General features: G+C 71.4%; 10 protein-coding genes. 3 read left to right on the top strand and 7 right to left on the bottom strand.

Annotation, left to right across the window (positions count from 1 at the left end):
- Positions 1 to 63 precede the first annotated feature (63 nt).
- From WMF34_RS19810 to WMF34_RS19800, 3 genes are all read left to right on the top strand, one after another.
- The gene (locus WMF34_RS19810) at positions 64 to 1,629 is read left to right on the top strand and encodes a serine/threonine-protein kinase (RefSeq protein WP_012236459.1); all 1,566 of its coding nucleotides are present in this window, start codon (positions 64 to 66) and stop codon (positions 1,627 to 1,629) included.
- Positions 1,630 to 1,692: 63 nt separating this feature from the next.
- Positions 1,693 to 2,655, top strand: coding sequence for a hypothetical protein (locus WMF34_RS19805; protein ID WP_437994192.1), 963 nt, complete (start codon positions 1,693 to 1,695; stop codon positions 2,653 to 2,655).
- Positions 2,655 to 3,860 (top strand): lipoprotein receptor, encoded by a 1,206-nt coding sequence (locus tag WMF34_RS19800; RefSeq protein ID WP_437994191.1) that lies wholly within the window; start codon positions 2,655 to 2,657, stop codon positions 3,858 to 3,860. The genes WMF34_RS19805 and WMF34_RS19800 overlap by 1 nt, the downstream gene beginning before the upstream one ends.
- Positions 3,861 to 3,924: 64 nt before the next feature.
- On the opposite strand, the gene asnB is transcribed toward WMF34_RS19800, so the two are convergent.
- The 7 genes from asnB to WMF34_RS19765 all read right to left on the bottom strand — a co-directional run bounded on the left by asnB (position 3,925) and on the right by WMF34_RS19765 (position 12,393).
- Positions 3,925 to 5,937: an asparagine synthase (glutamine-hydrolyzing) gene (gene asnB, locus WMF34_RS19795; protein ID WP_012236456.1), complete on the bottom strand. Its 2,013-nt coding sequence runs from the start codon at positions 5,935 to 5,937 to the stop codon at positions 3,925 to 3,927.
- 1 nt (position 5,938) lies between these two features.
- Positions 5,939 to 7,528, bottom strand: coding sequence for a class I adenylate-forming enzyme family protein (locus WMF34_RS19790; protein WP_012236455.1), 1,590 nt, complete (start codon positions 7,526 to 7,528; stop codon positions 5,939 to 5,941).
- Positions 7,529 to 7,547: 19 nt separating this feature from the next.
- Positions 7,548 to 7,808: an acyl carrier protein gene (locus tag WMF34_RS19785; protein WP_012236454.1), complete on the bottom strand. Its 261-nt coding sequence runs from the start codon at positions 7,806 to 7,808 to the stop codon at positions 7,548 to 7,550.
- 375 nt (positions 7,809 to 8,183) lie between these two features.
- Complete coding sequence (nadE, locus tag WMF34_RS19780) at positions 8,184 to 9,158, bottom strand: NAD(+) synthase (protein WP_012236453.1); 975 nt, start codon at positions 9,156 to 9,158, stop codon at positions 8,184 to 8,186.
- Positions 9,159 to 9,355: 197 nt separating this feature from the next.
- The gene (locus WMF34_RS19775; RefSeq protein ID WP_012236452.1) at positions 9,356 to 10,321 is read right to left on the bottom strand and encodes an aspartate carbamoyltransferase catalytic subunit; all 966 of its coding nucleotides are present in this window, start codon (positions 10,319 to 10,321) and stop codon (positions 9,356 to 9,358) included.
- An 8-nt stretch (positions 10,322 to 10,329) separates the two neighbouring features.
- A complete protein-coding gene (gene pyrR, locus WMF34_RS19770; RefSeq protein WP_012236451.1) occupies positions 10,330 to 10,893 on the bottom strand; it encodes a bifunctional pyr operon transcriptional regulator/uracil phosphoribosyltransferase PyrR in 564 nt (187 codons plus the stop codon).
- A gap of 165 nt (positions 10,894 to 11,058) precedes the next feature.
- On the bottom strand, positions 11,059 to 12,393 hold the full coding sequence (locus WMF34_RS19765) for a hypothetical protein (RefSeq protein ID WP_012236450.1): 1,335 nt from the start codon (positions 12,391 to 12,393) through the stop codon (positions 11,059 to 11,061).
- Between the last annotated feature and the right edge of the window lie 101 nt (positions 12,394 to 12,494).

Genomic DNA, 12,494 nt, shown 5'->3' with positions numbered 1-12,494 from the left:
TGCATGCCGCGAACGTGACCCTGGACGACGACCTGTGTTATTCCAGAAGGTCTGGGAGGCTGCGTGACACCCGCCGCGGGGAACACCGTTGCCGATCGCTTTCGCCTGGTGCGTCCGCTCAGGCAGGGCGGGATGGGCTCGGTGTGGCTCGCCCAGCACCTCGGCCTCGACATCCCGTGCGCGATCAAGTTCATGAACGCGCAGGGCGTCTCCAAGGAGGTGCGGCACCGGTTCGAGCGTGAGGCGAAGGTCGCCGCGCAGATCCGCAGCCCGCACGTCGTGCAGATCCTCGACCACGGCGTCTGGCAGGGGACGCCGTACATCGCGATGGAGTACCTCGAGGGGGAGGACCTCGACACCCGCATCCAGCGCGTGGGGCGGCTCGACCCGCACGACACCATGGCGATCACGGCGCAGGTGGCGCGCGCCCTCACCAAGGCTCACGCGAGCGGCCTGGTCCATCGCGATCTCAAGCCGGCCAACATCTTCCTCGTCCGGGACGACGACAGGGAGATCGCCAAGGTGCTCGATTTCGGCATCGCGAAGGACAGCACGCCGCAGGTCACCTCCACCACGAAGACCGGCTCGCTGCTCGGGACGCCCGCGTACATGAGCCCGGAGCAGGCGCAAGGCACCAAGAGCCTCGATCACCGCTCGGATCTCTGGTCGCTCGCCGTCGTCGTGTTCGAGTGCCTCACCGGCAAGCTCCCGTTCAACAGCGAGGCGTTCGGCGATCTGCTCCTCAAGATCATGGTCAAGCCGCTGCCCGTGCCGTCGCAGTTCGCCCCCGTGCCGCCTGGCTTCGACGCCTGGTGGGCCCGCGCGGCGTCGCGCGAGCCGGACGCGCGGTTCCAGAGCGCGAAGGAGTTCTGCGACGCGCTCGCGCTCGCGCTCGACATCGCGAGCGAGAGCTTCGAGCCCAGGACGAGCATCGTCGGCCCGTTCCGCGTGTCCGGCGAGCGCATCTCGGTGGAGCTCGGGTTCGCGCCACGATCGAGGGAGAGCGCGGCGCTCCCCGACGCGGGGCCCGACAGCGCGGCGCCTTCGTTCGGCGACGCGGTCACGCTGATCGCCTCGGCGGACGGCGAGGCCGCGCGGACCTCGGCTGGGCCCGGCGCGACGGTGGCCTCGCCAGGAGCAGCGGTGGGCGCGTCCGCGATGTCCGGCCGCCAGATGCGGTCGCAGACCACCAGCGCGCTGGTCTCGGTGGTATCTCCCCCAGGCCGGCGGCCTGCCGTCGGACGCGCGCTCGCCGCCACGGCGGCCGGAGCGGTCGTCCTCGTGGCCGTCGCGTTCTTCGTCCTGCGCGGCGGGAGCCCTGACGCGACGGGGCAGCCGCTCGCGCAGCCGGCTCCCGCGGCTTCGGTGTCCGATGCGCCGCGGGGGCCCGACGTCGTGGCGCCGGCCACCGCGTCCGCGCAGGCGCCGGAGCCGCCCCCCTCTGTGGCTTCGACAGCTGTGGCCTCTGCCACGGCACCCGCGGCGTCTGCGCCGGCATCCCCGGTCTCGGCCACGCCGGCGAGCGGCCCGCGCGTGCCATCGGCTCAGCCCGCTCAGGCGAAGCCGCGTTCCCCCGCGCCGCCGGGGAGCGCCCGCCGCAAGCCGAAGCCGACGGATTTCGGCATCTGACGTTCACCTGCAGCACTTCGCACGGACCTCCTTCGTATGGCTCGTCGACTAGGGATCGCTTCCTTGCTGCTCGCCCTGACCTTCACGCCCGCCGCGCTGGCTCAGGTCTCGGACGCCGATCGCGCGACCGCGCGCTCGCTCGCCGTGGAAGGGCAGGAGGCCCTCGAGCGAAAGGACTTCGCGGCCGCGCTCGATCGGTTCAGCCGCGCCGACGCCATCATCCACGCGCCGACCCTGCTGCTCGGCGTGGCCCGAGCCCAGGTCGGCGTGGGCCAGTGGATCGCGGCCCAGGAGTCGTACAGCCGCATCCTCCGCGAGGGGGTGCCGGAGAAGGCGCCCGAGCAGTTCTTCGAGGCGATCGCGGCCGCTCAACGCGAGCTCGACGCGCTCGCGCCCCGTATCCCGCAGGTGCTCATCTCGGTGAGCGGGCCGGACACCGCCGCCGTCACGATCGACGACGCGCCGGTGCCGCGCGCCGCGCTCGGGGTCCGGAGGCCGGTCGATCCAGGCGACCACGTCGTCCGGGCGTCGGCCGCGGGGTTCGCTCCGATCGAGGTGAAGGTGACGCTCGCCGAGGGCGCCAGCGAGACCGTCGCGCTCCAGCTCAAGCCGGTGGCGCCGCCGCCTGCGGTCAAGCCGCGTCCACCGGCGGCGCCGCTGCCAGACCAGGGCGCTCCTGCTCCCGGTTCCGGCGGCAGCAGCCGCACGGTGCTGGCGATCGCCGCGCTCGGGCTCGGCGGCGCCGGGCTCGCGGCCGGCGCCGTCGGCGGCGTGCTCGCGCTCGGCAAGCACGGCGATCTCTCGGAGCGCTGCCCCGGCGGCCGGTGCGACCCGTCGCTCAAGGGCGAGATCGACAGCTACCGCGCGATGGGCACCCTCTCGACGATCGGGTTCGCGATCGGCGCGGCGGGCGTCGGCGCGGGGGCGTTTTTGCTGCTCACAGCGCCGAGATCGCCGCAGCGCGCCGGGATATCGATCACGCCCGTGATCGGGCTCGGCTCCGCGGGAGCGAAGGGGAGCTTCTGATGCGCCAGGCGTTCGGAATCGGCTCGATGGTCTGCGTTGCCCTCATGACCGCCGCGGCATGCACCAGCGTGCTCGGGGACTTCACGGTGAGCGAAGCCGGCGCGAGCTCGGCCGGTGGATCCGATGCGTGCGCGACCGGCACGGCGGACTGCGACGGCAACCCCGACGACTGCGAGGTGAACCTGCTCGACGACCCCCAGAACTGCGGCGCTTGCGGCGCGGTGTGCCTGGACGGCGGGACATGCCGCGCGACCGGCTGCAGCGGGGTCACGGAGATCGCGCGCGGGTTTCCCAGCATCGAGGCTCCGAACGCGAACCTCCTCACCGTCTACCAGCGCGAGGTCTACTGGACCGCCGGCGAAGGCACGGACGGCAGCGTGCAAAAAGTGTCGATCGCCGGCGGAGCCGTCACGACGCTCGCCGTCGGCCAGAACGCTCCGTACGGGATCTCCGTCAACAAGCACGGCGTCTTCTGGTCCAACCTCAACGACAAGGACGTCTTGATGGTGGACCGCGACGGAGCACGCGAGCCAGAGGTCCTCTTCAACTCGGATTTCGCGACCCTCGGCGTGGCTGCGGACGACAATGCGGTGTTCTGGGCGCAGCGCGCGGCTGGCATCGGCACGCCGGGCGACGGGAGCCTCATCGGCCAGATCACGATGCCCGACGCGGAGGTGGACGAACGGTTCCACGAGGACAACAACGTGTCGCCGCACCTCATCGCGATCGACCCGGAGCACGTGTACTGGGTCGATCGGAGCCTGCGCGGCTCGGTGAACCGGACGCACCGTGCGACCGGCGAGACGCGGCGATTGGCCCAGGAGCAGCCGTTTCCGTACGCGATCGCCGTGGACGACGACCACGTCTACTGGACCAACAGCCCGCGCGGGGATCACGCCAGCGAGCTGTCTGCCGTGATGAGGGCGCCAAAGGACGGTTCGGAGGACGCGGAGGCTGTCTGGACGGCCACCGAGGACGATGACGTGGCGCATGCGTCCCCCGACTGCATCGCCGTGGATGGGCTCGATGGGTTCGTCTACTGGACCGATCAGGGATCGCCCCGCGTGATGCGGAAGCACAAGGACGGCACCGGCAGGGCTCGGCCGCTGTACGAGGGCGGCACCCCGCGCGGGATCGCGCTCGCCGGCGGGTTCGTGTACTGGGCCGACGAGGGCAGCGGCACGATACGCAAGCTCCCCCGCTGAGGGGCGGCCCGCATGCGCCCCGCGGCGTCACGCCGCCGCTCAGCGCGGGGCCGCGCGCGCCCGCTCAGCCCGCGGCGTCGCGCACCCGATCGACGTCGACGCCCAGCCGGCCTGACGTGTCGTCGGCGGCCGAGACGACGCGCGCGCCCTGGATGATGTCGCGCGCCATGAGCTGCGTGGAGAGGATCGCGCAGAACGCCATGTCGTCGGTGTTGCTCATCGACTTGCCGCCGGTCTTGCGGCACTTCGCGACGAGCGCCGCGACGGGCTGCGCCTGCCAGATGCCGGCGTCCTTGATGGCGTCCGGCGACAGGCACGCCTCGACATAGTCCGGCGTCCCGCTCCCGAAGAAAGGCTGCACCACGGGCGCGCGGTACGGCTGCTTCTTCCGCTCGAGGACGCCGGGCGGCAGGAGATCGCCCATCGCGCGCTTCAGCACGTGCTTCTCGTCGAGGGTGCGGAGCTTGAGCGCGTCCGGCAGCGCGTCCGCCACGTCCATCACGTTGGGATCGAGGAACGGGAAGCGCCCCTCGACCGAGTTCGCCATCATCATGCGCTCGCCCTGGGAGGAGAGCAGGTAGCCGGAGAGCAGCGTCGTGATCTCCAGGTACTGCGCGCGCGCGAGCGGCGTCCAGCGCATGAAGTCGCGCGGCAGCTGCTCCCTCAGGCGATCGGCCGCGGCGGTGTCGCCGATGCCCTCGCGCATCGCGGGATCGAGCATCAGCTTGATGCGGCTCGTGGCGTCCCAGCGCGGGCGGTGGGAGTAGAACGGGTCGTCCGTCTGCGCGAGGTTCCGCCCGAAGAAGGCCTTGGCCATCTCGACCTGCGCGACCGGCGACCGCTGGAGGTAGGGGTAGAGCCGGAGGAGGAGCTGCGGCCTGAGCTTGCTGTCCGGGTGGCGCGCCCAGAAGCGGCGCACCCGGTCCTCGCGGAAGATGTCGTAGCCGGCGAAGAACTCGTCGGCGCCCTCGCCCGTCAGCACCACGCGGTAGCCGCTCTGCCGGACGAGGCGCGCCAGGATGAACAGCGGCGCCGGGGCGGTGCGCAGGAGCGGGGCCTCGGCGTGGTAGACGACCTCCGGGAAGACGCCGGCGATGTCGGCGTCACCGCACTGGATCGACGCGTGCGACGTGCCGAGGTGCGCCACGGCGGCGCGCTGGTACTCGGCCTCGTCGAACTCGCGCTCGGCGAACTCGACCGAGAACGTGCGCAGCGGCACCTCGCGGTTCGAGGCGATGAGCGCCGCGACGATCGTGGAGTCGAGCCCGCCGCTCAGGTAGCTGCCGACGGGGACGTCGGCGCGCAGGCGGATCGTCGAGCCGCCGCGGACCGCCTCGCGCACGCCGGACACGAGCCCCGCCTCGTCGCCGCCGGGCGCGCGCCCGACGGGGAACTCGGGGCGGAAGCGGACCGAGACGCGCGGCGCCACGTCGCGATCGAGGTCGAGCGTCGCCACCGCGCCCGGCGGGATCTGCTGGATGCCCTCGTACGGCGTGAGCGGGGCGATCGGCGCCCAGAACGTCAGCGCCTCGTCGAGGCCCTCGCGGGAGATCGCGCGGGGGATGGTGGGGTCCTGGAAGAGCGACTTCACCTCGCTGGCGAACCGGAGGACGCCGCGGTGGACCGTCCAGAAGAGCGGGTTGATGCCGACGCGGTCGCGCGAGAAGAACGCGCGCCTCCGCTGGACGTCCCAGATGACGAACGCCCACTGGCCGTTCAGCCGATCGACCATGGCCTCGCCGTACTCGGCGTAGGCGTGGATCAGCGCCTCGGTGTCGCTCTTGGTCCGGAAGTGATGGCCCTTCGCCGTGAGCTCCTCGCGGAGCTCGATGTAGTTGAAGATCTCGCCGTTGAAGCAGACCCAGAGCGTCTCCTCGGCGTTGGCCATCGGCTGCCAGCCGCCGTCGAGGTCGATGATCGACAGGCGCGAGTGGGCCAGCGCGACGTGGCGATCGCGGTAGATGCCGAAGCCGTCAGGGCCGCGGTGGCGGAGCGCCCGCGCCATCTTGAGGGCCAGCTCGCGGTCGGGGTTCGGCGCGTCGGTGCGTAGGTTGATGAGGCCGGCGATACCGCACATATCAGGTGAGCTCGCTCTTCTTGACTTTGCCGCTCGCCGTCTTGGGGAGCGAATCCATGAACTCGACGAACTTGGGCACGGCGACCTCGTCGAGCTCGGACCGCACCTTCTTGCGGACGTCGTCGGCGGTCACCGCGGCGTCAGGGGCCTTCACCACGGCGGCCTTCACCGCGACCCCGAGCACCTGATCCGGCACGCCGACGACCGCCGCCTCGACGACGCCCGGGACCTTGCAGATCACCGACTCGACCTCGAGGGGGCTCACCTTCTCGCCGCGGGTCTTGATGATGTCGTCCTTGCGCGCGACGAAGTAGAGGTACCGGTCCTCGTCCATCTTGAAGAGGTCGCCGGTGTGGAGCACGACTTCCCCCGGGAGGGGCCCCGGCCGGAGCGCGCGCGCGGTCGCGTCGGGGTTCCTCCAGTAGCCGCGCATCACGTTCGGCCCGCGCACGACGAGCTCGCCCACCTCGCCCGGCTCCGCGTGCGTGCCGTCCTCTCGCTCGATCCAGAGCTCCTCGTTCGGCATCGCGATGCCCACGGACGACGGCCGCTCGAGCGCCAGGGAGGGCGGCAGGTAGCAGACGCGCGTGCACTCGGTCTGGCCGTACATCGCGAAGAACGAGACGTTGGGCAGGAGCTCGCGGAGGCGCAGGAGCTGCGGCGCCGGGAGCCCGTACGCGGCGTTCGTCATGTACCGGAGCGCCGAGAGATCGGCCTTCGCGAAGTTCTTGAGCGAGAGCATCGACGCGAAGATCGTCGGCACGCCCGCGAAACCGGTCGCCCGCTCCTCGGCCATCCGCTGGACGATGGGCCACGGCATGGAGAAGCCCTTCTCGAGCACGACGGTCCCGCCGAACGCGTGGGTCACGAGCAGCTGGAAGAGCCCGTAGGTGTGCGACAGCGGCAGCACGCAGAGGATCACGTCGTCCGCCGTGTGCTCGAGGTACGCGCCGATGGCCGCGGTGCTGTTGCGGAGGTTCTGGTGCGTCAGCATGACCCCCTTCGACTCGCCCGTGCTGCCGCTCGTCCAGCAGAGCGTCGCCAGATCGAGCTCGATCGCGCGGCGCGCAGGGGGCTCGCCGGGCGCGCCGGCCAGGGCCTCCTGGAAGTCGCGCCCGTCGGGCGGGGGCCCGGCCGCGGCCGGGGGGGCGGCGCCGCTCAGGAACGTCGCCGCTGGCCTGGCGCCGGGCGGGAGCTCGGCCACGGCGGCGAGGCTCTCGCGCATGCCGCGCGCCGCCACGAGCACGCGGGGGCCCGCGAGCTCCATCACCTGGCCGAGGCGCCGCGGTCGCATCGCGGTGCCGAGCAGCGACGGCACGCCGTCGGCCCGGAGCGCTCCGTAGTAAGCGACGACCGCGTCCACGCCGTTGTCGAGCGCGACCATGACGCGATCGCCGCGCTGCACGCCCGCCTCGCGGAACAGGGCGGCGCAGCGATCGGCCAGCGCGTCCAGCTCCCGGTACGTGATCCGCCGTCCCTCGCAGACCAGCGCGACGTGGTCGGGGCGAGAGGCGGCGAACGATCGCAGCGCGGAATCGATGAGGAAGCGATCCGAGCGCGGATCGCGACGAGCGGTGTGCTGCGTGCTCATGCGCCCCCCGGGGTTCGGGCTAGTTGCTGCTCTTCTTCCCGCTCACGTAGGTGACGAGCCTGGCGATCGAGCCGAAATTCTCCGGCACCATCTCCTCGTCGGCGACCTGGATGCCGAGATCCTGCTCGAGGAACTGAACGATCTCGAGGACGGCGGTCGAGTCCAGGATCCCTTGATCGAGCAAAGCGACCTCGGACCCGAGATCGGCGGTAGCGCCCCGGTATCCGAACGAGGTGACCAGGAAGTTGCGAATCGTCGATTCGATGCTGGAAGTGCTCATGGAGGTAGTCTCCACGTCTATCACCCCCCCGGCTTTCCTGTCGAGAACACTCCGCGGAGCGACGGCCAGCGCGCGGATCGCGCGCAGGACGCGGTCGCGGCTCATCGTTCACGCTCGCGTTCACTAACGTGTCCGCGCTCGTTCGCGTGCGGTGGTCCCGGTGCCGTCCGCGTCCGAAAGCCGCCGCCAGGGCGCGCCGCGGAGGTGAGATTGGCGACTGACGATCTCGCCGCGAGCCCGCCCGCCTCCGTCGTCAACGTGAGTGAATGTCAGCGAGGTTCCGCGCTGTTTCCGGCGGGTTTCACGACCGGGGAACGGCGTCCCAAGCGGAGAATGCCGTTGACAGCGGCGAGCGCGGTCCGACGGCGCGGCTCGTCAGGCGTGGCCCTGATCGCGGACGAGCAGCGGCTGCGCGTGGAGGTACTGCGCTACCCGGCGCTTCGCTTCGATGTCCTTGAACACGCGCTCGACCTGCTGCGGCGTGATGCCGACGGCCGACGCCGCGTCCGCGGCCGGAACGTTGTTGTTGTAGGCGTACAGGCAGAGGTCCATCTTGTCGTAGGGGAGCGCGAAGTAGAACTCGTCCTGCCCCTGCGGCATCGAGAACGTGTCCGTCGTCGGCGCGCGCCTGCGGATGTCGGCAGGGACGCCGATGTACTCGGCGAGCGCGTAGACCTGGCTCTTGTACAGGTGCGCGATCGGCTTGAAATCCGCGGCGCCGTCGCCTTGCTTGACGAAGAAGCCCTGATCGTACTCGAGCAGGTTCGGCGTGCCGGCGACGGCGTAATTGAGCCTGTCCGCGTGGTAGTACTCCATCATCTTGCGGATGCGCTGCTTGAAGTTCGTCGCGGCGACGAGCTGCAGGTACGCGTTCAGGGGCATCCGCTTCACGCGCGGCTCCTCGCCGGGCGGCTGCGCCGTCAGCTGCGAGACGTTCAGCCTGTCGCTCTCGAGGATCGAGGGGAGCGTGATCTTGAACTTCCAGCTCTCGTTGTAGTCCGGGTAGACCATCCGGATCGCCTCGTCCTGCCGCTCGTAGCAGCGGAGGCCGGTCAAGGCGGGCTTGATGTTCTCGATGACCGCCTCGATGCCGAGCCCCTCGGCGAGCAGCTTTCCGAGGCGGAGCGCGTCATCGGAGGTGTCGCGTTCGGGCATGAAGATGCCCAGCACCTTGTCCTTGCCGAGCGCGCGGACGCACAGCGTCGAGACGACGGAGCTGTCGATCCCGCCCGAGATCCCGACCACGGCCCCGCGCCGCCGCAGCGTACCGAACACCTGATCCCGGATGGCCTGCTCGATCTCTTGCGCTACCGCCGGGGCATCGATCCTGAGGACGTCTCGCGAAAACATGGTTGGCTCCACCCTTTCAAAAAGATGGACCAGACTATTAAAACGGGGCGCGACAGGGAACCCTGTTCGCTGCCAGCGGGCGTATGCCAGGGGGAGCCGCGCGCGGGGGCCGCGTCTTTCATGATTCCGTGGGTTCATGGGCCAGGGCGTCCGTCTGCCCCGGCTGCGCCGCCGCGCCCGGAGGGCCGGGGCGATCGTCAGGGCGCGGGGCGTGGCTCGCCCGTCGCGGAGAACTCGTTGGCCTCCGCGGCCAGGATCCAGAGCACGGCCATCCTGACCGCGACGCCGGCCTCGACCTGGTCGAGGATCACGCTCTGTGCGCCGTCCGCGACGCGCGGATCGATCTCCACGCCGCGGTTCATCGGCCCCGGGTGCATCACGATCGCGTCCGGCTTGGCGAGCGCGAGCCGGGCCGGGTTCAGCCCGAACGTGCGGCTGTACTCGCGCGTGCTGGGCAGGAAGCTGCCGCTCAGCCGCTCGCGCTGCACGCGCAGCATCATCACCACGTCGGCCCCTTCGAGGGCAGGCTCGATCCGATCGTAGACCGTCGCGCCGAGCGACTCGCCCGCGATCGGCAGGAGCGTGCGCGGGCCGGCGAAGCGGACCCGCGCGCCCATCGTCGTGAGCAGGTGCGCGTTCGAGCGGGCTACGCGGCTGTGGACGATGTCGCCGCAGATGGCGACCTCCAGCCCTTCGAGTCGGCCCTTGGCGCGCCGGATCGTGAACGCGTCGAGCAGCGCCTGCGTCGGGTGCTCGTGCGTGCCGTCCCCCGCGTTGACGACCGCGGCGCGCGTGTGCGCGGCGACGTGGTGCGGCGCGCCCGACGCGGCGTGCCGGATGACCAGCACGTCCGGCTGCATCGCCTGGAGGTTCTGCACCGTGTCGAGCAGCGATTCCCCCTTGACCGCGCTCGAGGTGGAGACGCTGATGTTGATGACGTCGGCGCTGAGCCGCTTTCCCGCGAGCTCGAACGACGTCCGCGTGCGCGTCGACGGCTCGTAGAAGAGGTTCACGACCGTCTTGCCGCGGAGCGTGGGCACCTTGCGCACGCTCCGCCGGGAGACGTCGAAGAGCGACTCGGCGGCGTCCAGGAGGGCCACGATCTCGGGACGCGAGAGACCCTCGATGCCGAGCAGGTGTCGGTGCGGGTAGATCCTCCTCATGCGCTGGCTTACGTTCCTTCCGGTGGCGGGGGGGGCTCCGAGAGCTTTGTGCCGGCGGCGGTGACGAGAGCCCAGAGCTCGCCCGCGCGCTCCACGACGTCGATGCGCTGCCCGGGGGCGAGCTCGACCGCGCGGACGATGTAATCGGGGTGAATCGGCAACTCCCTGCCGCCGCGATCGACGAGCGCGACGAGCTCGATCCGCTGCGGTCGCCCGTAGTCGAGCACCGCGTCGAGCGCCGCGCGGATGGTGCGACCGGTGTAGATGACGTCGTCGATCAGCACGATGCGCCGGCCGTCGACGGGGAAGGAGATGTGACTGGGGCCGATGCGCGGGTTCGGCAGGGCGGTCGCGGCGTCGTCGCGGTAGAGCGTGATGTCGACGGCGCCGACCGGCGGCGCGTGCCCCTCGATCTCGAGGAGCAGCGCGGCCAGCCGCTTGGCCAGCGGCTCACCGCCCCGCCGGATCCCGATGAGCGCCAGATCTTCCACGCCGCGGCCGCGCTCGGCGATCTGGAGCGCGATGCGCCGCAGGCCGCGCCCGATGGCGGCCGGGTCGAGCAGAGCTTCCATGGCGCGGCGAGGGCTAGCACGGCGAGCGCCCTGCACCCAAGGCCCGCGTGCGCCGCCCGCCGGATCGCCCGCGCGCCCGAGGGCGCGCACCCCCTTCGGCTGTGCTGAGGAGGAGGAGCGCCCTCGGCGCGGCGTCACGGCAGCGGCGCGGAGGCGCCTGCGGCCTCAGTCGGGCTGGTGCAGGACCCGCTGGGTGCGCTCGACGAAGTAGAACCGCTCGAAGCCCGCGCGCTGGAACGTGAGCGCGCCGAACCCGTTGACGGCGATCGCGGCCGCGCCGAGGGCATAGAACGGCACGCCGAAGCGGCGGCCGGAGACGGCGATCATCGCGAAGAGAAACGGGGCGAAATCGTTGGAGAAGCGGTAGCCGAACTGGAGCCAGCCGGTGTTCTGGTAGAGGAGGCTCGGCAGCGCGACCGCGGTCGCCGCGGCGGCGAGCGCCCAGAACGGGGGCGGCGTGCGTCGGGGCCAGAGGGCCCACGCGTAGATCGGCGTGGTCACCCAGAGCGCGAGCCCGTGAGCGTTGATCTGGAAGGGGGCGCCCTGCACGTGGGTGTACGGCAGGCCGGTGAGCACCACCGCGAGGTTGCGCGGCAGGTAGTGGTACGAGAAGAGCCCCCATTTCTCGATCCGCGCGCGCCACGCGATGTGCAGGTACCGGTGGCCGAACTCGGCCGCGTCGCCGAAGCGCGCGTGGTTGTGCCAGAGCAGCGCTGAGAGCACGAGCGCCGCCGGCGCGGCGAACAGGGCGAGCCGGCGCAGGAGGGCGCGCGGGTCCGAGCGGTCCACGCGGAGCGCCTCGAACAAGAACAGCGGCAGGGCGAAGCCGAGCGGCGTGCGGGTCGCGAAGCCGAGGCCCAGGGCGAGGCCCGCCGCGAGCGGGTGGGCGGCTTCGAGCGCGCAGTAGAGATAGACGCACGCCAGCGCGACGCCGACGACGTGCGCCGCGAACCACACCGTCCCTTGCACCGCGCTGAACCAGTAGACGCTCCCGAGCGCGAAGAGCAGCGAGAGCGCGACGTTCTCGGCCTGCGTGCGGCGGCTGCGGCGCGAGGCCGAGAGCTTCTCCAGCGCGAGGAAGAGGACAGCGGGCCCGACGCCGGCGAAGGCCAGGAAGAACTGCCCGTCGCGCACGCGCTCTGCGCTGCCGGCGAGCTTGACGAGCGGCGCGATGAGGACCGCGGGGAAGGGGGGAAAGCTGACGTAGGTGCGGTCGCCGAACACGGCGAAGTCATTGCCGCCCGCGTGCGCCGGCGGCGGTCCGCCGAGATCGAGGCGGCCGTGGAGCCACGCCTCCGCGAGCAGCGCGTAGTGGTTGTAGGGCGTGTGGGCCGCGAAGATCTCGCGGGAGGAGCTCGCGGCGTACACGAGCGTCACGAGCGCGTAGAGGGCGATCGCGACCGCCGCGCGGCGGCCTGCGCGGCGCGCGTCCCCTGAAGGTTCCGGCCGCCGATCGGCGGCGCCCGCGGCGCGGGCCTCGGACGTGGCGCTACGGTCCATGCGCGGGCGACGCTACCATGCAGCCTGATGTGACGGCGGCCGCGGGTCGTTCTTGCGAGCCAACGCACCCCGCGCTAAACGCTCCGCTTTCACTGGCCCGG

This window comes from Sorangium sp. So ce145 (assembly GCF_051525985.1).
GTDB classification, from domain to species: domain Bacteria; phylum Myxococcota_A; class Polyangia; order Polyangiales; family Polyangiaceae; genus Sorangium; species Sorangium cellulosum_B.
Note: the sequence above shows the minus strand (reverse complement) of the source record. Positions and strands in the feature narration are given on the sequence as shown.